The 18949-nt window shown below is 61.5% G+C and carries 16 protein-coding genes; 11 read left to right on the top strand and 5 right to left on the bottom strand.

The features are described from left to right. Positions 1-263: 263 nt before the first annotated feature. Positions 264-1040, bottom strand: a complete 777-nt coding sequence (locus RlegSU303_RS15975; RefSeq protein WP_017961424.1) for a LytTR family DNA-binding domain-containing protein — start codon at positions 1038-1040, stop codon at positions 264-266. Between the two features lie 47 nt (positions 1041-1087). Here RlegSU303_RS15975 and RlegSU303_RS15970 point away from each other — a divergent pair, with 47 nt between their 5' ends. Further along, entirely contained in the window at positions 1088-1618 is a 531-nt protein-coding gene (locus tag RlegSU303_RS15970; RefSeq protein ID WP_017961423.1) for a DUF2306 domain-containing protein, read from the top strand. A 76-nt stretch (positions 1619-1694) separates the two neighbouring features. Beyond that, complete coding sequence (gene ypfJ, locus RlegSU303_RS15965) at positions 1695-2615, top strand: KPN_02809 family neutral zinc metallopeptidase (RefSeq protein ID WP_017961422.1); 921 nt, start codon at positions 1695-1697, stop codon at positions 2613-2615. A gap of 54 nt (positions 2616-2669) precedes the next feature. On the opposite strand, the gene RlegSU303_RS15960 is transcribed toward ypfJ, so the two are convergent. Further along, complete coding sequence (locus tag RlegSU303_RS15960; RefSeq protein WP_017961421.1) at positions 2670-3665, bottom strand: aldo/keto reductase; 996 nt, start codon at positions 3663-3665, stop codon at positions 2670-2672. 399 nt (positions 3666-4064) lie between these two features. On the opposite strand from RlegSU303_RS15960, the gene RlegSU303_RS15955 reads away from it, so the two are divergent. Next, positions 4065-5309, top strand: coding sequence for a TCR/Tet family MFS transporter (locus RlegSU303_RS15955; RefSeq protein ID WP_131719309.1), 1245 nt, complete (start codon positions 4065-4067; stop codon positions 5307-5309). Between the two features lie 142 nt (positions 5310-5451). Then, on the top strand, positions 5452-6855 hold the full coding sequence (locus RlegSU303_RS15950) for an MATE family efflux transporter (protein WP_072637714.1): 1404 nt from the start codon (positions 5452-5454) through the stop codon (positions 6853-6855). A gap of 226 nt (positions 6856-7081) precedes the next feature. On the opposite strand, the gene RlegSU303_RS15945 is transcribed toward RlegSU303_RS15950, so the two are convergent. Both RlegSU303_RS15945 and carA read right to left on the bottom strand, forming a co-directional pair. Next, positions 7082-7402: an antibiotic biosynthesis monooxygenase family protein gene (locus RlegSU303_RS15945; protein WP_065280776.1), complete on the bottom strand. Its 321-nt coding sequence runs from the start codon at positions 7400-7402 to the stop codon at positions 7082-7084. A gap of 128 nt (positions 7403-7530) precedes the next feature. After that, positions 7531-8736 carry a glutamine-hydrolyzing carbamoyl-phosphate synthase small subunit gene (carA, locus tag RlegSU303_RS15940; RefSeq protein WP_131719319.1) on the bottom strand — a complete coding sequence of 402 codons (1206 nt, stop codon included), beginning with the start codon at positions 8734-8736 and terminating at the stop codon, positions 7531-7533. 273 nt (positions 8737-9009) lie between these two features. Here carA and RlegSU303_RS15935 point away from each other — a divergent pair, with 273 nt between their 5' ends. Continuing rightward, positions 9010-9465 carry a GatB/YqeY domain-containing protein gene (locus RlegSU303_RS15935; protein ID WP_028758328.1) on the top strand — a complete coding sequence of 152 codons (456 nt, stop codon included), beginning with the start codon at positions 9010-9012 and terminating at the stop codon, positions 9463-9465. Between the two features lie 3 nt (positions 9466-9468). Here RlegSU303_RS15935 and RlegSU303_RS15930 read toward each other — a convergent pair whose 3' ends face one another. Further along, on the bottom strand, positions 9469-10359 hold the full coding sequence (locus tag RlegSU303_RS15930; RefSeq protein WP_131719310.1) for a hypothetical protein: 891 nt from the start codon (positions 10357-10359) through the stop codon (positions 9469-9471). Positions 10360-11029: 670 nt separating this feature from the next. On the opposite strand from RlegSU303_RS15930, the gene dnaG reads away from it, so the two are divergent. The 6 genes from dnaG (at position 11030) to RlegSU303_RS15900 (ending at position 18563) form a co-directional block, all read left to right on the top strand. Next, positions 11030-13039, top strand: coding sequence for a DNA primase (gene dnaG / locus RlegSU303_RS15925; RefSeq protein ID WP_131719311.1), 2010 nt, complete (start codon positions 11030-11032; stop codon positions 13037-13039). After that, entirely contained in the window at positions 13039-14928 is a 1890-nt protein-coding gene (gene recQ, locus RlegSU303_RS15920) for a DNA helicase RecQ (RefSeq protein ID WP_131719312.1), read from the top strand. Before dnaG ends, recQ begins: the two co-directional genes overlap by 1 nt. Before the next feature lie 148 nt (positions 14929-15076). Then, on the top strand, positions 15077-15805 hold the full coding sequence (locus RlegSU303_RS15915; protein ID WP_131630478.1) for a class I SAM-dependent methyltransferase: 729 nt from the start codon (positions 15077-15079) through the stop codon (positions 15803-15805). 65 nt (positions 15806-15870) lie between these two features. Beyond that, positions 15871-17058 (top strand): glycine C-acetyltransferase, encoded by a 1188-nt coding sequence (locus RlegSU303_RS15910; protein WP_131630477.1) that lies wholly within the window; start codon positions 15871-15873, stop codon positions 17056-17058. 110 nt (positions 17059-17168) lie between these two features. Further along, positions 17169-18206, top strand: a complete 1038-nt coding sequence (tdh, locus tag RlegSU303_RS15905) for an L-threonine 3-dehydrogenase (RefSeq protein WP_131719313.1) — start codon at positions 17169-17171, stop codon at positions 18204-18206. Between the two features lie 9 nt (positions 18207-18215). Further along, positions 18216-18563, top strand: a complete 348-nt coding sequence (locus tag RlegSU303_RS15900; RefSeq protein WP_094088730.1) for a GFA family protein — start codon at positions 18216-18218, stop codon at positions 18561-18563. The last annotated feature ends 386 nt before the right edge of the window (positions 18564-18949 follow it).

Genomic DNA, 18949 nt, shown 5'->3' with positions numbered 1-18949 from the left:
TTCCGTTTTCTGGCTGCGCAGAAAGCCGGCCAGGGTGGGAGATCACCGGGTCGGGTCGCGCATGCTGGGTCTTTTCAGGCTAGAAGCGGCTTATAGGCAAATGTATTTGCAAACGGAACCCCATAAATCGCGGAATCGACAGGAATCCAACACGGCGCGGAAGACTATTTCCCAACAGACACGACCGCCACCCGGATTTCGCCGCCGCCCTGCTTCCGGAAGAGCGAAAGCAGGAGTCCCGTCAAGCGTTTGGCGCGTCTTCTTTACGTGAAGCGGCGGCGCACTTCCTCGGCATTGCTGCGGCTGACCGGGATTGCCGTTCCGTCGCGAGTGAGGATCAGCAGCCTGCCATTCTCGCGTTTCAGGCTTTCGACATGGGAATCGGCCACCCAGTGCGAGCGATGGACGCGAAGGCCCGGCGCCGCGGCGGTTTCCTTCAGCGCATCGGCGAAACGCAAGAGCACCAGTTCGCGCCCGCGGCTGGTCACCACCTCGGTATAGTGGTCCTGGACGGAAAGGCGCAGCAGCGAGCCACGATTCTCAGGCTTCAGCCGGTCCAGGATCGAGGCTGCGGAGTTGGTTTCCGGAGGGACTGCGGCTTCGGCGATTTTCTGGCTCATCGCCATGTAGGTCAAAAGGCAGAAGAGGGCGCAGAGCGGCACCGCAAAAAGCGCGCGGTGCAGGCCGCTTTCGAGTGTGGTCGCTTCGCCGGTGAAGGCATAGTCGACGAGGCCGATGGCAAAACCGATCGGCAGGGCGGCTATGAGCGAGCCCGCCATCATGCGGGCGAACATCGAAACGATCACTCCCTGCAGCAGTCTTTCGGCCGTGACTGCGCAGAGAATGGCGATCGTCCAGGCAACGGCATGCAGGGTCAGCCAGTAGGCGAGGCGTTCGCCGAAGGCCATGCTTTCCATCGTGCCGTAGGGACCGGTGAAGGCAAAGAGCAGGACGATCGCGGCAAAGGTTCCCCAGAAGCGCCGGGAGTGGAGAAAGACCTGCAATTCGCGAAGCGTGGATTGCAAGAAGAGGTAAATCACGAAGTTTTCCTGCCGTTCGCGCGGTTCGGATTGAGGCGGATGAAGTCTTGGCGGAAACAGGGATCGAATTCAACCGGATGTCGCTCATGATCCTCGAACCGCTCCTCGGCGCCCCGCTCGCCGTTCAGATCCATGTCACTGCTGTTACGCCGGCGGCACTTCTCGGCGCCTATATCCTGCTGCGCCCCAAGGGCACGCCGCTACACCGTCTGCTCGGCAGGATCTGGATGGCGCTGATGGTTGTCACGGCGATATCGAGCTTCTTCATTCATGAACTCGATCTCTCCTACGGGTTCAGCCCGATCCATCTTCTGTCGATCGCAACGTTGTTCGGCAGCTGGAATGCGATCGCGGCGGCTCGCCGCGGCGATATCCGTCTGCATAAGCGCATCGTCGCCGGCCTTTATTTCGGCGGCATCGTGCTTGCCGGCCTGTTCACTTTCCTGCCCGGCCGGATCATGCATGCGGTCGTCTTCACCGGCGCGGAACGGCCGGCTGCCCTTGCCGCGGCGGTGATTGGCTCGATCCTGGTCGCGATCGTGCTGCGCTGCCGACGCGGGCGCCTGATTGCCCGATGAAGTCGCTGGAATTCCGGCCGCCGACGGATATATAACTCCTTGAGCGCAAGCACAGGCATTGCCGGGGAGAGCGAAGATGGAATGGAGAGGCCGGCGTCAGTCCGACAATATTGAAGATCGCCGTGGCGGTCCGACCGGCGGCGGTTTCGGCCGCGGCGGTGGCTTCAACTTTCCTTCCGGCGGCGGCGTTCGCCGCGCCGGCGGCGGCCTCAGCATCGGCACGATCATCTTCCTCGTCGTCATCTATTTCATCTTCAAGATGATGGGCATCGATCTGCTGCAGGTGCTCGATACCGGCGGCACGACGAGCGGCCCCGGCTACGAGCAGAGCCAGTCCGGCGGAACACGCACACCCGCCAACGACGAGATGACCGCATTCATGCGCACCGTTCTTGCCGAGACCGAGGATACCTGGCAGGGCATCTTCCAGGCGCAGGGCCAAAATTACGAAGAGCCGAGTCTCGTGCTGTTTTCCGGCGCGACGGCCTCGGCCTGCGGCTCCGCGTCATCGGCGACAGGTCCGTTCTACTGCCCGAGCGACCACAAGGTCTATCTCGATACAGAATTCTTCCAGGAGCTTTCCGACCGCTTCGGCGCGTCCGGCGATTTCGCCGAGGCCTATGTCGTCGCCCATGAGGTCGGCCATCACGTGCAGAACCTGCTCGGCATCCTGCCGAAGTTCAACCAGGCCCGCCAGCGCATGAGCGAGGCCGACGCCAACAAGATGTCGGTGCGCGTCGAGCTGCAGGCCGATTGCTTTGCGGGCATCTGGGGCAAATATACCCAGCAGAAGGGCCTGCTCGAGTCAGGCGATCTGGAGGAAGCGCTGAACGCAGCCCAGCAGATCGGCGACGATTCGCTGCAGAAGCGGTCACAGGGTTATGTCGTCCCGGAAAGCTTCAACCACGGTACCTCGGAGCAGCGGGTCAAATGGTTCAAGCGCGGCTTCGACAGCGGCCAGTTGTCGGCCTGCGATACGTTCTCGGGACCGGTTTGAGGAGAGATGAAGGGGCGCGGCACAAAGCACATCGCAGCCCCTTCCACTCCTTGCTTACTTCTCGCTGTCCATATGCTGCAGCATATGCTCGGGATAACGCCCACCCGCGGCCGCATCTTTCGGCACGGCGCGTTCGATGACGGCGAAATCTTCCGGAGACAGGTCGACGGCGCGTGAGCCGAGCGCTTCCGTCAGTCGGTCGCGGCGGCGAGCGCCGATGATCGGGACGATATCCTTGCCCTTGGCGGCGACCCAGGCGATGGCGATCTGGGCGACCGAGACGCTCTTTGCCTGGGCGATCTCGCGCAGCTTCTCCACCAGAGCGAGGTTCTGCTCGACATTGCCTTCCTGGAAGCGCGGGCTGTAGGCGCGGAAATCGCCGGCCGTTCCGCCCTGGCCCTTCTGCCAGTGGCCGCTGATCAGGCCGCGCGAGAGCACGCCGTAGGCGGTGATCGAAATGCCGAGTTCGCGTGTCGTCGGCAGGATCTTCTCCTCGATACCGCGCGAGATCAGCGAATATTCGATCTGCAGGTCGACGATCGGGGCGACAGCGGCGGCGCGGCGGATCGTGTCGGCGCCAACTTCCGACAGGCCGATATGCCTGACATAACCCGCCTTGACCATGTCGGCGATGGCGCCGACCGTGTCCTCGATCGGCACGTTCGGATCGAGGCGGGCGGGACGGTAGATGTCGATATAGTCGACGCCGAGGCGCTGCAGCGTATAGCTGAGGAAGTTCTTCACCGCGACCGGGCGGGCGTCGATGCCGCTCCAGCCGCCGACGGGATCGCGCAGGCCGCCGAACTTGACGCTGATGACGGCGTCCTCGCGCCTGCGGCCTTTCAACGCCTCGCCGATCAGCATTTCGTTATGGCCCATGCCGTAGAAATCGCCGGTGTCGAGCAGGTTGATGCCGGCATCGAGCGCGGCATGGATCGTCGCGATGCTTTCTGCGCGATCTGAGGGGCCGTACATGCCCGACATGCCCATGCAGCCGAGACCGATGGCCGAGACATCGGGTCCGGTCTTTCCCAAACGATAGGTCTGCATAGTTTTCTCCTATTTCTGCTCAGCGCGGTGCGATCGAGCATCCGCGCCGGGCGGCGTTGCCGGACGCCGTTTTACCGCTTTCGCATTCGGGCGATAATCGGACGACGTCGAACAGGCTGTGCGGGGAAATGCACAATGACCGGTCTTGTCTTCTGATCTGGATGCCGTCGCGGCGATTGCAAGGGGATGCATTGCCCGCGATCCGCTGGGCGGCTCTCGATCTTCTGGGAGCTGGAATGGCGGCAAGCGCCCACCGGTTGAGGCCTCTCATAAATTTCCCGTTGAACATTATCAAAAACTTTGAAATGTTCACGGATTGTTTCGGTTTCTTTTCTGAGCTATGTCACTTTCTCGGCGACGAGATCGTCTTTTCAGAACCAACCGCTGTAGAGATGCCTCATGCTTGACCCGAAATTCGTTCGCCGCGGCCTTTTCCTGGTCTTCATCATCCTTTTCCTCGACATTATCGGCATCGCCATCATCATGCCGGTGCTGCCCGCCTATCTGGAGCAGTTGACCGGCGGCAGCGTCAGCGACGCGGCGATCGACGGCGGCTGGCTGATGCTCGTCTATGCCGGCATGCAATTCCTGTTCGCGCCGCTGCTCGGAAACCTGTCCGACCGTTTCGGCCGCCGGCCGATCCTGTTGCTTTCGGTGCTGACCTTCGCGATCGACAATTTCATCTGCGGCATCGCCACCAGCTTCTGGATGCTGTTCGTCGGCCGCGTGCTTGCCGGTATCAGTGGCGGCAGTTTCGCCACCTGCTCGGCCTATATCGCCGATATCAGCACGGAGGAGAACCGGGCGAAAAATTTCGGGCTGATCGGCATCGCCTTCGGCGTCGGCTTCACCATCGGCCCCGTCGTCGGCGGTGTCCTCGGCGAATTCGGCCCGCGTGTGCCGTTCCTCGGCGCGGCTGCGCTGTCGCTTTTGAATTTCATCGCCGCCTGCTTCCTGCTGCCGGAAACGCTGGAGGCGAAGAACCGCCGCCGGTTCGAGTGGAAACGCGCCAATCCACTCGGCGCGTTGCGCCAGATGCGCCATTATCCCGGCATCGGCTGGGTCAGCCTCGTCATGTTCCTGTTCTTCCTGGCGCATGCCGTCTATCCCTCGGTCTGGGCGTTCGTCTCGACCTATCGCTATAGCTGGAGCGAGGGACAGATCGGTCTGTCGCTCGGCATTTACGGCATCGGTGCTGCGCTCGTCATGGGGCTGGTTCTGCCGCGGATCGTGCCGGTGCTCGGCGAATGGAAGACTGCGCTTCTCGGCCTCTGCTTTTCAGCTGCGGGACTGACCGGCTATGCCTTCGCCTGGGAGGGCTGGGTGGTTTACGTCGTCATCGTCGCGACGGTCATCGAAAACGTCGCCGACCCGCCGCTGCGCAGCATCGCTGCCGGCAAGGTGCCGCCTTCGGCGCAGGGCGAGCTGCAGGGCGCGCTGACCAGCCTCAGCAGCATCACCACCATTGTCGGGCCACTGATCTTCACGCAGATGTTTTCCTATTTCACGCGGCCTGAGGCGCCCGTCACTTTTGCCGGCGCGCCGTATCTCACGGCCGCCGTGCTCATCCTTCTGGCCGCCGGGGTATTCCTCACAAGGGTTCGGGTGAGGGAGCCGGCCGAGGCGCTGGAAGCCACGGGCTGATCGATCAGAAATGGTGATGCGATGATGAATTTTTCATCACCTGCCTCATTTGGGGTAGTTCTTTGCAGGGCTTTGATCTAAGCCCGGATGATATTTCGCCGCAAGCTGCGGCGACGCATATTTCAATCACAGGACTGGTGTCATGGACACGCCGATCGACGCGCGCAGGCTTGCGCCGACAACCGATAATCGTTGGGGTGCACATTTCCGTGCCACGCTGGCGCTCGGCATTCCGCTGATCGGCGCCCAGCTCGCTCAGCTCGGCATCCACACCACCGATGTGATGATCGTCGGACGTCTCGGCGCCGAGCAGCTGGCGGCGATGGTGCTGTCGGCCCAGTTCCTCTTCACGATCCTCATCTTCGGTTCGGGCTTTGCCATCGCCGTCATTCCGCTGGTAGCGCAGGCCTATGGCCGCGGCGACCTCGTCTCGGTGCGCCGGTCGCTGCGCATGGGCCTGTGGGTGGTGATCGCATACTGGGTCATCATGCAGCCGGCCTTCTTCAATGCGGAACAGATCCTGCTTTTTGCGCAGCAGAAGCCCGAGGTGGCCAAGCTCGCCCACGGCTATATCATGATCGGTCAGTTCGGCGTACTGCCGGCGCTGCTCTTCAACGTCATGCGCTCGCTTGTCAGTGCAATCGGCAAGGCAGGCGTCATCCTCAACGTCACCATCGTCACGCTGGTGATGAATGCGATCTTCGCCTATGCCCTGGTGCTAGGTCATTTCGGCTTTCCGGCAATGGGGCTCGAAGGGGCGGCGATCGTTTCGGTCGTCGTGCAGACAGCCGGCTTCCTCTTCATCCTGGCTTTCGTGCAGCGGCGGGAAGAGACGCGGCGCTACGAGATCTTCGTGCGATTCTGGAAACCCGACTGGCACGCGCTGCTGGAGGTCATCCGGCTCGGTTTCCCGATCAGCGTCACCATCCTCGCCGAGGTCAGTCTGTTCACGGTGGCCTCGCTGCTGATGGGCTATATCGGCACCATCGAGCTCGCCGCCCACGGCATAGCCCTGCAATGGGCCTCGATCGCCTTCATGATCCCACTCGGCCTCAGCCAGGCGGCAACGGTGCGCGTCGGTGTCGCGCATGGGCAGGGCGATTATCAGGGGCTGGTGCGCGCTTCGATCACCGTGCTCGTCCTCGCCTGCGCCATTTCGGCGGTGGGCAGCGTGCTTTTTGCCTCCATGCCGCAATTCCTCGGCAGCTGGTTCCTCGACGTCAACTCGCCCGAGGCGCCGGAGGTGCTTGCCTATGCCGGACCGCTGATCGTCGTTGCCGGGCTTTTCCAGCTCGTCGATGGGCTGCAGGTGATTGCCAATGGATTGCTGCGCGGCCTCAAGGACGCACGCGTGCCGATGATCATGGCGTTGATCGCCTACTGGCCGATCGGCTTCTTCCTCGCCTGGGCCTTTGCCTTGCCGCTCGGTTTCGGCGGCATCGGCATCTGGTTCGGCTTCCTCGTCGGGCTGGCGGCGGCCGCCGTCATGCTCTGCGCACGCTTCTACCTTCTCCTTCGCCGCGAAGGAGTGACGGCCGGCGCCTAGAACGGGATGATTTTAGGCCGAGTCGCTTAAAATCATCCCGTTCTAAACCAAATAGTTAGAGCATGATGTCGTCCGAAAACCGCTGACACTTTTCGGCATCATGCTCTACAGCGGTTCAGCTTTTAACGGAAGCGCAGGACCGCTCTAGCCTTTTGTTTTTACGCAATTCCGGACGGAAAACCGCTTCGCACTTTTCCTGGAATTGCTCTAGCCGGCCGTTTTACCCTCAAGCCGCGACAGGTTTGTAGCTGGCAATATCGGCACGAATGCCGAGACGCGAAAACATTTCCTGCGGATCGAAATTTGCGGCCTTATGAGCGGCCGCCACGGCTGCCCGCGCGCGCTCGACGACTTCGGTATTTTCCCATTCGGCAATCGTGACGAAATTGAATTCGCCCGGACCGGCGACCTGCTCCAGCACCCTGTGATCGATGAAACCGTCCTGCGCTTCCAACACTTTGTGGGTCATCATCACTTTGACGAGAAATTCCTCGCGTGCCGCCGCCGGCACGATGAACTTGTCTACTCGAAAGAAAGCTCCGCTCATCCAGTTTTCTCCTGCATCAGATGTCTGCAGGCAGATCTGTAATTCCTCAAGTTAAGCTGAGGTCAATATGCGGATAAAGAAAAAGGCCCGTTGAACGGGCCTTCCTCGGAAATGGGCATTTTTTGAAATCAGCGTTCGGCGAGCGCCGGTTCGCCCTTCTTCTCACGCACCATGTTGATGAAGCGACGGAAGAGATAGTGGCTGTCCTGCGGGCCAGGAGAGGCTTCCGGATGATGCTGGACCGAGAAGACCTGCTTGCCGAGGACGCGCAGGCCGCAATTGGTGCCGTCGAAGAGCGAAATATGAGTCTCTTCAACGCCATCCGGCAGCGACTTCGAGTCGACCGCGAAGCCGTGGTTCATCGAGACGATCTCGACCTTGCCGGTCGTATGGTCCTTGACGGGGTGGTTGGCGCCGTGATGGCCCTGATGCATCTTCTCGGTCTTCGCGCCAAGTGCCAAGCCCAGCATCTGGTGGCCGAGGCAGATGCCGAAGACCGGGATATCGGTCTTGATCAGTGTCTTGATCACAGGCACGGCATAGTCGCCGGTTGCCGCCGGATCGCCAGGGCCGTTCGACAGGAAGATGCCGTCCGGCTGCATGGCGAGCACGTCTTCGGCGCTCGTTGCGGCCGGCACGACGGTCACCTTGCAGTCGAGGCCGGCAAACAGGCGCAGGATGTTGCGCTTGACGCCGTAATCGAGGCAGACGACGTGGTATTTCGCGTCCGTCGCCTTGAGCTCACCGTAACCTTCATTCCAGACCCACGGCGTTTCGGTCCATTGCGAGGACTGGCCCGACGAGGCGATCTTGGCGAGGTCGAGACCTTCGAGGCCGCTCCAGGCTTTGGCTTCGGCCTTCAGCGCCTCGATGTCGAAGACGCCGTTCGGATCGTGGGCGATCACCGCGTTCGGAGCGCCGTTCTCACGGATCCAGGCGGTCAGCGCGCGCGTGTCGATACCGCAGAGACCGATGACGCCGCGGGCCTTCAGCCATTGGTCGAGGTGCTTGGCGGCGCGGTAGTTCGAGGGCTCAGTGATGTCGGCCTTGAAGATTACGCCGACGGCGCCGTGGCGGGCGGCCGGCGTCAGATCCTCGATGTCTTCATCATTGGTGCCGATATTGCCGATATGCGGGAAGGTGAAGGTGACGATCTGGCCTAGATAGGAGGGGTCCGTCAGGATCTCCTCATAGCCGGTCAGCGCTGTGTTGAAGACCACTTCGGCCGGCACCTTGCCGGTGGCGCCGATGCCCTTGCCTTCGATGACCGTGCCGTCGGCAAGAACGAGCAGGGCGGTCGGCTTTTCGATTGTCCAGGGTGCTGTCGCGGTCATCTTCATCCCGTTTCCGGCGATCGGTGCGCGCGTTGCCGCGGCTGGCCGCCTTTTGATCTCGCAGGCGTGTGGACGCGGCAATGCCTCGCGCTTCAGGCCTGATCACGAATTTTGGTGCAGGTGGCGGTAAATAGCCACGCAATCGCTTGCGGTCAATCTTTGTAGCCGAGATTGCTGCCGTTTTCCTGCGCTTTATCGCACAGACCGCGCAATTTATTTGATCCCCCGCATCAGCGTGGTTTATGAAGCGGCATCAAAACAGGAGTGAAGACCATGCTGCGCGATCAACTCGCCACCCAGCTGAAAGAGGCGATGAAGGCCAAGAATGCGGAGCGGCTTTCCACCGTCCGGCTGATTCAGGCCGCGGTCAAGGACCGCGATATCGCCAATCGCGGCACCGGCAAGGAGCAGGCGAGCGACGACGAGATCCTGCAGATTCTCGCCAAGATGGTGAAGCAGCGCGACGAATCGGCCAAGATCTACGAGGAGAATTCCCGCCCGGAGCTTGCCGCCAAGGAGCGTGCCGAAATCACCGTCATCCAGGATTTCATGCCGAAGCAGCTTTCGGACAGTGAAGTGCGCGCCAACGTCTCGGCGATCATCGCCGAGACGGGTGCCGCGGGCGCCAAGGACATGGGCAAGGTGATGGCGGCGCTGAAGGAGCGTTATGCCGGCCAGATGGATTTCGCCAAGGCGTCGGCGACCGTCAAGGAACTGTTGAACGGATAAGCCTCAGATAACCCGTCTTGCCTGCGGTTCGTCACGGACCGCAGGCCCGAGCACCGCTTCGGCGGCGGCATCGATGATGGCGAATTTCGCCGCCTGATAATTCCAATATTCGCAGATGAAGCGGCCCGACAGCCAGAAGTCGCCCTTGCGGGAGGGTTCCGTCCAGCCGATGCTCTCCATGGTCGCTGCCTGCATCAGAAGCCGCTTCAGGTGGGTATTGGAGATCATGAACTGTTCGCGGATTTCCCGGAGCGACAGAGGGCCGAGAACGACGCGGTCGGCTGTCCTTGGAAATTCGGGAAGGCGCGAGATCATATAGTCCATCACCAGCCCGCCGGAATTCGCCCAGTTGAAGAGGTTGAAGGTGGCGCCCGGGCTGCGCACCGCTTCACTCCCGATGATCGCTCTTGCGATCAGCGGCTGGATCGCTGCCATCATCGCCGAGGGGTCGGCGGTGATCTTATCGGCGCGCTCGCCGCCGTCGAGGCTGTCGAGGATCATCATATGGGCGACGAGCCATCGGGTGAAATGCTGCTCGGCGATTTCGGTGGGCTCCAGGTAGCGTGTGCGCTTGTCGGGGCCGGGAACCGGCCGCAGGAAGCGGTAGGCCAGCATTTCCTGCATGAAGGCCGCGGCTGTGTTGCGGCTGGCGATATTGTTCCTGACCGCAAAATCGATGAAGCGGCCGGAATAGAGGCCGCCGCTCCTCCCGTCGTCGGAATAACCGTAATGAAGCGCGAAGCCGGCATGGGCCATCAGCCAGCGCTGTTGCGCGGCGAAGATCGAAGCTATGCGCGGGCTCTCGCGATAGATGGCGAGCATCTGATCGGCGCAATGCAGGATGGCAGCGAGAAAGCGATCGTCAGCTGCAAGATTATCCGCGGTAAAAGCCATTTGGAGAGGTCCAGGGAATTCGGCGCATACATCTTTCATGCAAGCGCCGCCTGTCAACGGTTTTATCGATAAGCGGTTAATTTCAAAGGGAGAGTTGTCGCAGGGAGAGCCAAAAATTTAAGAAGGCAGGAGCTGGGGGCGCTCCTGCCTTCTTGCTCTTTGCTTCCACCGGCACGCAGGGCCGAAGCCCAAGCCGGAGGGTATTTGCAAAGGCACCCTTGCGAAGCGGCGCCGGGGGTAGGGATGGTGCTTCGCTCGGGGATCGCTTTGTTGAGATCGAACCTATTGCGGTGCGGCGGCTTATTCAAATTACAAAAAAATAATAATTGCCGGAACAGGCGATTTGGGAGGCGTAGAAGCGGACTCTCGGCAGGTGGTGCGGAGGATGATGAGGCGCAGTCGAAAGAGGTAGCAAATCGTTGTTCCCAAACGTTTTTCCTCGGATCTGGCAGAGGCTTCCGCTGTTGCGGAAGTCATGGATGTCGCGCAATTCCGGCTCTGCGACGACAATAATGTCGCACCCTGTCGCAGGGGGCGATAACGCGTTTTTGATTGGATAACCGGCGCCGCTGATAACGCGCGGATAGCCTGTGAATAGCGGGTTTTCATAACAAGTTTCGTGGCATGGAGCGGCAAAGCAGCTTATATGGAGGTTGGCCAAGAGGTATCGATGCGCTTTTCCAACACCTTTCTCGATGATATTCGCGACCGCGTTCCGATTTCGAACGTGATTGCGCGCCGCGTGAGCTGGGACAAACGCAAGACCAATGTGTCGCGCGGCGATTACTGGGCCTGCTGCCCGTTCCACGGCGAGAAATCGCCGAGCTTCCACTGCGAGGACCGCAAAGGCCGTTATCATTGCTTCGGCTGCGGCGTCACCGGTGACCATTTCCGCTTTCTCACCGAGCTGGAGGGCCTGAGTTTCCCCGAGGCGGTGCAGCAGATCGCCGATATGGCCGGCGTGCCGATGCCGCTTGCCGATCCTGTGATGGAGAAGCGCGAGAAGGAGCGCGGGTCGCTGATCGACGTCATGGAAATGGCGACACAGTTTTTCCAGGATCAGCTGCAGACGGCGAATGGGGCGAGGGCGCGCGCCTATCTGCGCGACCGCGGACTGACGGGGCGCACCATCGAGACCTTCCGTCTCGGCTATGCGCCCGACAGCCGCAATGCGCTGAAGGAATTCCTCGCCGGCAAGGGTGTCTCCAAGGAGCAGATCGAGGCGTGCGGTCTGGTCGTCCATGAAAACGTGCCGGTTTCCTACGATCGTTTCCGCGACCGCATCATGTTCCCGATCCTTTCGTCGCGGGAAAAGGTGATCGCCTTCGGCGGCCGCGCCATGGCGGCCGATGCGCCGGCGAAATATCTGAACTCCAACGAGACGGAGCTCTTCCACAAAGGCAATGTCCTTTACAATTTCGCCCGTGCGCGGCGGGCGATCCAGGGACCGGGCCGCGGCGATCCTCAAGATGATAATGCGACCGGCACCATCATCGCCGTCGAAGGCTATATGGACGTGATCGCGCTACATCAGGCGGGCATCGAGAATGCCGTTGCGCCGCTTGGCACGGCGCTCACCGAAAACCAGCTCGAGCTGCTCTGGAAGATGGTGCCGCAACCGGTGCTCTGCTTCGACGGCGACGGCGCCGGCATCCGCGCGGCCAATCGCGCTGCCGAACTGGCGTTGCCGCATCTGAAGCCCGGCCGTTCCGTTCGCTTCGCGCTTCTGCCCGACGGCAAGGATCCCGACGATCTCGTGCGCGATGACGGGCGGGCGCCCTTCGACAAGGTGATGAGCCAGGCAAAGCCGCTTTCCGAGATGCTGTGGAGCCGGGAGGTCAACACCGGCAAGTTCGACACGCCGGAGGCGCGCGCCGAGCTCGAGGCGCGGCTGAAGCAACTGGTCGCCGTCATCGCCGACGAGAATGTCCGCCGTCACTATCAGCAGGATATTCGCGATCGGCTGAACGCCTTCTTCCAGCCGCAGTTCCAGAATCGCAACAATGGCGATCGCCGCGGCGGCTTCAACGGCAATGGCAATTACCGGACGGGCCGCGACAATGCGGGCAAGGCCGGGCCGAAAAGCCCGAGTGTCATTTCAGAAAGGCTCGCCCGCTCGGGTCCCGTGCGCGGCCACCAGAACAATACGGCGCTGCGCGAATGCGTGCTGGCGTTGACCGTCGTCAATCACCCCTCGCTGATGATCGACGATTATGACGAGATCGCCGCGATCGAATATGACAGCCGCGAGCTGCAGCGGCTCTGGTCGGCGATGCTGGGAGCTGCGGCTTCCGTCGCCGGCCCGCATCTGACGCGCGAATATCTGACCGAAAGGCTGGAATTCGAAGGCTTCGGCCCGCTCATCAAGAGCCTCGACCAGCAGGTGCGCAATGCCCGGCTGTGGATCGCGACCGAGGAGGCGGCGATGGAGGATGCGCGTGAGGGATACCGCCAGGCACTGGCCTCCCACAAGCGGGCGAAGGCGCTGCGCCGGCAGAAGATCGAACTCGAGCGTGAGATCGCGCTGGCGACCGAAGCCGGCGACGGCGAGGCGATCGTTCAGCTGATGCGAGCGCAGCAGGAAGTGCATTTCGAAGGGGTGCGCCTTGAGAACCAGGAGGCGATCATCGATGGCTTCGGCGTGCTTTCCGGCCGTGTCAAAGGGGCGGCGAACCACTGATGTCGCTGACCGAACGAAACGAACCGGGCTTTTCCGCTTCCGGCGCGCTGTTTTCTTCCGGCCGCTCGCCGCTCGATATCCTCAAGCAGGTCTACGGCTATTCCTCCTTCCGCGGCAAGCAGCAGCAGGTGGTCGAGCATGTGGTTTCCGGCGGCGACGCGGTCGTGCTCTTTCCCACAGGCGCCGGCAAATCGCTGTGCTTCCAGATCCCGGCGCTCTGCCGCGATGGCGTCGGCATCGTCGTTTCACCGCTGATCGCGCTGATGCGCGATCAGGTGGAGGCGATGAAGCAGCTCGGCATCCGCGCCGCAGCACTCAACTCGTCGCTGTCGCGCGAGGAGTTCGTCGAGGTTCGCCGCGCGCTTTCGGCGGGCCAGCTCGACCTTCTCTACGTGACGCCCGAGCGCATTTTGACCGATGGTTTCCGCGAGCTGATCGCCAACGAGAAGATCGCGCTATTTGCGATTGACGAGGCCCATTGCGTCTCGCAGTGGGGCCATGATTTCCGGCCGGAATATCGCGAACTCGGGCGGCTCGGCGAGCAATATCCCGGTGTGCCCAGAGTGGCGCTGACGGCGACGGCCGATCCGCATACGCGCGACGACATGATCGAGCGGCTGGGTTTGGATTCTGCCGAAATCTTCACCACCAGCTTCGACCGCCCGAACATCGCCTACGAGATCGTCGAGCGTGATCAGCCACGCCAGCAGCTGCTGCGGTTCCTGTCCGGCCACAAGGGCGACAGCGGCATCGTCTATTGCCTGTCGCGCGCCAAGGTCGAGGATACGGCCGAATGGTTGAACGGGCAGGGCATTCGCGCCCGTGCCTATCATGCCGGTATGGACAGGGCGGTTCGTGACGCCAATCAGGATGCCTTCCTGAAAGAAGAGAACCTTTGCCTGGTCGCCACCGTCGCCTTCGGCATGGGCATCGACAAACCGAACGTGCGTTATGTCGCCCATCTCGACCTGCCGGGCTCGGTAGAAGCCTATTATCAGGAGACTGGGCGCGCCGGCCGTGACGGCCTGCCGTCCGAGGTCTGGATGGCCTATGGCATGGCCGACGTGATCCAGCGCGGCCGGATGATTGACGAGGGCAGTGCCGCCGCGGAGATCAAGCGGGTCGAACGCGCCAAGCTCAACGCATTGCTGGCGATCTGCGAGACCGCCTCCTGCCGCCGCCAGGCGATCCTTGCTCATTTCGGCGAGGCGCATGCCGGACAATGCGGCAATTGCGACACCTGCCTGAAGCCGGTCGAGACCTGGGAGGGCACGGAGGCGGCGATCAAGGCGCTTGCCGCCGTCTACCGCACCGGCGAGCGTTTCGGCGCTGGCCATGTCGTCGACGTGCTCCTTGGCAACGTCAACGAAAAGACCGAGCGTTTCGGCCACACCGAGATGCCGGTTTTCGGGGCCGGCAAGGATATTTCGGCACGCGTCTGGCAGTCGGTCTTGCGCCAGTTGCTTGCCATGGGGCTGATCCGTGTCGACCACGAGGCCTTCGGGGCGCTGAAGCTCGAGCCGGAGGCGCGCGCCGTCTTCAAACACGAGCGGCGAGTGTTCTTCCGCAAGGACCGGCCGGCCTCGGAACGGCGCACGAAAAAGGCAGAGCGCAGCGAACGCAAATCGGGACTATCAGGCGCCGACGGCAGTCTCTTCGAGGCACTGCGGGCCGAGCGCATGGCGATCGCGAAATCGCTCGGCGTACCGCCCTATGTCGTCTTTCCCGATACCACGCTGATAGCTTTCGCCACCGAGAAGCCGCGCAGCCGCAAGGAACTGCTCGCCATATCAGGCGTCGGGCAGGCGAAGCTGGAGCGTTACGGCGATGCCTTCCTCGAGATCATCGTTTGCGCAGGACAAGGGTTAACAGGCCCGCCTGATCCTTGAGATCGGGCGAGGGGGCATGGTAGTGCTGCCTCTACAGCGCCGCGCGTCTTTCAGACGCGCAAAGGACGCTGTAGCACTTTGAATTGCTGCATAATTTCTCCTGAAATCGATACTGATTTCAGGAATTATGCAGTAGGGAGGAGCGCCGATGGCCCAGAATATCTACGACCGACCGGAATTCTTCGCCGGATATAGCGGCATGAGGCGATCCGTGCACGGGCTCGACGGAGCATCGGAGTGGCCGGCGGTGCGCGCGTTGCTGCCCGATCTTGCCGGCAAGCGCGTCGTCGATCTCGGTTGCGGCTTCGGCTGGTTTTCGCGTTTTGCCGTGGGCCAGGGTGCTGCAAGTGTGCTTGCGCTCGACATCTCGGAAAAGATGATCGCCAGAGCGAAGGCCGATACGGCGGAAGCAGCGATCACCTACGAGATCGCCGATCTCGAGCATCTCACACTTGCTCAAGCTTCCTTCGATTTCGCCTATAGCTCGCTGGCGCTGCATTATATCGAGGATTTTGCCGGTCTCGCCGCGACGGTCTATCGCGCGCTTTTGCCGGGATCGCAATTCGTCTTCACCATCGAGCATCCGATCTTCATGGCGCCGACCAATCCCGCCTGGGCAGCCGATGCCGAGGGGCGGCGCATCTGGCCGCTCGACCGTTATTCCGTCGAAGGTCTGCGCACCACCGACTGGCTTGCCAAGGGTGTGGTCAAGCAGCACCGCAAGCTCGGCACGACGCTCAACACATTGATCGCGGCCGGCTTTACCATTCGCCATGTCGAGGAGTGGAGCCCGAACGAAGATGAGCTCCACGACAATCCAGATTGGGCGGAGGAGATGGACCGGCCGATGTTCCTGCTGATCTCGGTCCAGCGCTGAGAAGACAAGCCGGCGGCAATATGCTAACCCGGCGGGCAAAACGAAATCTCTGGGAAAGGCCGTCCATGACCTCGCAATTTCTCTCCCATCTCAGCAACGAGATCTCAGCGCTGAAGGATGCCGGCCTCTACAAATCCGAGCGCGTCATCAGCTCCAAGCAGGCGGGCGAGATCGCGATTTCCACCGGCGAGCGGGTGCTGAATTTCTGCGCCAACAACTATCTCGGCCTTGCCGACAACGAGGAACTAGCCGAGGCAGGCAAGCAGGCGCTCGATCGATACGGCTACGGCATGGCCTCGGTGCGCTTCATCTGCGGAACGCAGGAAGAGCATAAGCAGCTCGAAGCGCGCATCTCCTCCTTCCTCGGCATGGAAGACACGATCCTCTATTCCTCCTGCTTCGACGCCAATGGCGGTCTCTTCGAAACGCTGCTGTCGGAAGAGGACGCGATCATCTCGGACGCGCTGAACCACGCCTCGATCATCGACGGCGTCAGGCTTTCGAAGGCTAAGCGCTTCCGCTACGCCAACAACGATATGGCAGCACTCGAAGAGGAACTGAAAAAGGCCGAAGGCAACCGCTTCAAGCTGGTCGCCACCGACGGTGTCTTCTCGATGGACGGGATCATCGCCAATTTGGGCGGCGTCTGCGATCTCGCCGAGAAATATGGCGCGATGGTCATGGTCGATGACAGCCATGCCGTCGGCTTCGTCGGCAAGAATGGCCGCGGTTCGCCGGAATATTGCGGTGTCGAGGGCCGGATCGACATCATCACCGGCACGCTCGGCAAGGCGCTTGGCGGCGCCTCGGGTGGCTATACCTCCGCCAAGGCTGAGGTCGTCGAATGGCTGCGGCAGCGCTCGCGGCCCTATCTGTTCTCGAACACGCTGGCGCCCGTCATCGCCGCTGCCTCGCTCAAGGTGTTCGACCTCATCGAAAACGGCGATGCCTTGCGCAAGCGCCTTTCCGACAATGCCGATCTGTTCCGCGCCGAAATGACCAAGCTCGGCTTCAAGCTTGCCGGCGAAGGCCATCCGATCATTCCCGTCATGCTTGATGATGCCAAGCTCGCCCAGGATATGGCAAGCCTGATGCTGAAGAAGGGGATCTATGTGATCGGCTTCTCCTTCCCCGTCGTGCCAAAAGGCCAGGCCCGCATCCGCACGCAGATGTCGGCGGCGCATTCGCGGGCGGATGTGGAGCGGGCAATCGCGGCCTTTGCCGAGGCAGGGCGGGAATTGGGTGTGATTTGAGTTTGACGGCGTGCCGTGCCACCCCCTCATCCGCCCTATCGGGCACCTTCTCCCCGCTGGGGAGAAGAGGGAGTAGCGAAGTCGAGCACCAAGCAAGGGTTGGGACAAGTATGTCGAACATGATGAAGGCGCTGGTCAAAGCGAAACCGGAGGTTGGGCTCTGGATGGAGAATGTGCCGGTGCCCGAGGTCGGGCCGAACGATGTGCTGATCCGGGTGAAGAAATCGGCGATCTGCGGCACCGACGTCCATATCTGGAACTGGGATCAGTGGGCGCAGAAGACCATTCCGGTACCAATGGTGGTCGGCCATGAATTCTCCGGCGAAATCGCCGAGATCGGCTCGGCGGTCACCCGCTATCATATCGGCGAGCGGGTCTCCGGCGAGGGGCATATCGTCTGCGGCAAGTGCCGCAACTGCCGGGCGGGCAGGGGCCATCTCTGCCGAAATACGCTCGGCGTCGGCGTCAACCGGCCGGGTTCGTTCGGCGAGTTCGTCTGCATTCCGGAAAGCAATGTCGTGCCGATCCCGGATGATATTTCCGACGAGATCGCCGCGATCTTCGATCCGTTCGGCAATGCCGTGCACACCGCGCTTTCCTTCGATCTGGTCGGCGAGGACGTGCTCGTCACCGGGGCCGGGCCGATCGGTATCATGGGCGCGCTCGTCGCCAAGCGATCCGGCGCCCGCAAGGTCGTCATCACCGATATCAATCCGCGCCGGCTGGAGCTGGCGCGCAAGCTCGGCATCGACTACGTCGTCGACGCATCGAAGGAAAACCTCGCCGACGTGATGAAGGCGATCGGCATGACGGAGGGATTCGACGTCGGGCTGGAAATGTCGGGGGCCGCACCTGCCTTCCGCGATATGATCGACAAGATGAACAATGGCGGCAAGATCGCCATTCTCGGCATCGCGCCGGCGGGCTTCGAAATCGACTGGAACAAGGTGATCTTCAAGATGCTCAATCTCAAGGGCATCTACGGCCGCGAGATGTTCGAGACCTGGTACAAGATGATCGCCTTCGTCCAGGGCGGTCTCGATCTCGCGCCCATCATCACCCACCGGATCGGCATCGACGATTTTCGCGACGGCTTCGAGGCGATGCGGTCGGGCAATTCCGGCAAGGTCGTGATGGACTGGATGTGAGGAGACGACATGCTCTATGAAGGTAGCTGCCATTGCGGCAACGTGGCTTTCGAGGTCGAAGGCGAATTCACCGAGGCGCTCGATTGCAATTGTTCGCTTTGCCGCAGGCGCGGCGGACTTCTCGCCTTCGTGCCGCGCGAGAAGCTGGCGCTGAAAACGCCGGAGGGCAATCTCTCGACTTATACTTTCAACCGACATGTCATTCGGCATCACTTCTGCGCCCATTGCGGGATCGCGCCGTTCGGCGAGGCCGTGGGTCCGAACGGCGCGGCGATGGCTTCGATCAATCTGCGCTGCATTCCCGCGGTCGATATCGGCGCGCTGACGGTGAAGCCGTATGACGGCGCGGCGCGTTAGCCGATATCCGTCAGGCAATGGCGAATAGATCCTTCGCACAACTGCGAAAATGGCAGAAATGACTGGTACGGCGGGCAAAATATTTGCTGCCCTTGTCTTTTGTTCGCCGCATCTTAAATAAGGGTTCGCAATCGCTGCCGCGGTTCAAAGCCTGTGGATAAGGCTTTTTCCGTATTTTTGTGGGCTTTTTTTCTGGAAAAGCTTGACGAGAACAAAAAATGTGGGAATCACCGTTCGACTTGTTGAATGGTGAACTGGGTCAAGGCGGATCGCGCAACCATGGCCGGAAATCCAAGAGCAAGAAAGCTTTGCTGTCCGGTGCCGGTAATCGTGGTTAATCAGGCTTTAAATGTCATCCCGTTAGGTGGGCAAAGGTGATTCGAGGG

It is taken from the genome of Rhizobium sp. SU303, assembly GCF_021052345.1.
Classification (GTDB): Bacteria; Pseudomonadota; Alphaproteobacteria; order Rhizobiales; family Rhizobiaceae; genus Rhizobium; species Rhizobium laguerreae.
The sequence above is the reverse complement of the archived record's forward strand: the minus strand, read 5'-3'. Positions and strand labels throughout refer to the sequence as shown.

Bases quoted from the DNA above. Each gene is read 5' to 3' on its own strand.
- ypfJ (WP_017961422.1), top strand. From the start codon at position 1,695: ATGGAATGGAGAGGCCGGCGTCAGTCCGACAATATTGAAGATCGCCGT.
- RlegSU303_RS15950 (WP_072637714.1), top strand. From the start codon at position 5,452: ATGGACACGCCGATCGACGCGCGCAGGCTTGCGCCGACAACCGATAAT.
- dnaG (WP_131719311.1), top strand. From the start codon at position 11,030: ATGCGCTTTTCCAACACCTTTCTCGATGATATTCGCGACCGCGTTCCG.
- tdh (WP_131719313.1), top strand. From the start codon at position 17,169: ATGTCGAACATGATGAAGGCGCTGGTCAAAGCGAAACCGGAGGTTGGG.
- RlegSU303_RS15900 (WP_094088730.1), top strand. From the start codon at position 18,216: ATGCTCTATGAAGGTAGCTGCCATTGCGGCAACGTGGCTTTCGAGGTC.
- RlegSU303_RS15945 (WP_065280776.1), bottom strand. From the start codon at position 7,402: ATGAGCGGAGCTTTCTTTCGAGTAGACAAGTTCATCGTGCCGGCGGCG.
- RlegSU303_RS15910 (WP_131630477.1), top strand. From the start codon at position 15,871: ATGACCTCGCAATTTCTCTCCCATCTCAGCAACGAGATCTCAGCGCTG.
- carA (WP_131719319.1), bottom strand. From the start codon at position 8,736: ATGACCGCGACAGCACCCTGGACAATCGAAAAGCCGACCGCCCTGCTC.
- RlegSU303_RS15960 (WP_017961421.1), bottom strand. From the start codon at position 3,665: ATGCAGACCTATCGTTTGGGAAAGACCGGACCCGATGTCTCGGCCATC.
- RlegSU303_RS15930 (WP_131719310.1), bottom strand. From the start codon at position 10,359: ATGGCTTTTACCGCGGATAATCTTGCAGCTGACGATCGCTTTCTCGCT.
- RlegSU303_RS15955 (WP_131719309.1), top strand. From the start codon at position 4,065: ATGCTTGACCCGAAATTCGTTCGCCGCGGCCTTTTCCTGGTCTTCATC.
- recQ (WP_131719312.1), top strand. From the start codon at position 13,039: ATGTCGCTGACCGAACGAAACGAACCGGGCTTTTCCGCTTCCGGCGCG.
- RlegSU303_RS15915 (WP_131630478.1), top strand. From the start codon at position 15,077: ATGGCCCAGAATATCTACGACCGACCGGAATTCTTCGCCGGATATAGC.
- RlegSU303_RS15935 (WP_028758328.1), top strand. From the start codon at position 9,010: ATGCTGCGCGATCAACTCGCCACCCAGCTGAAAGAGGCGATGAAGGCC.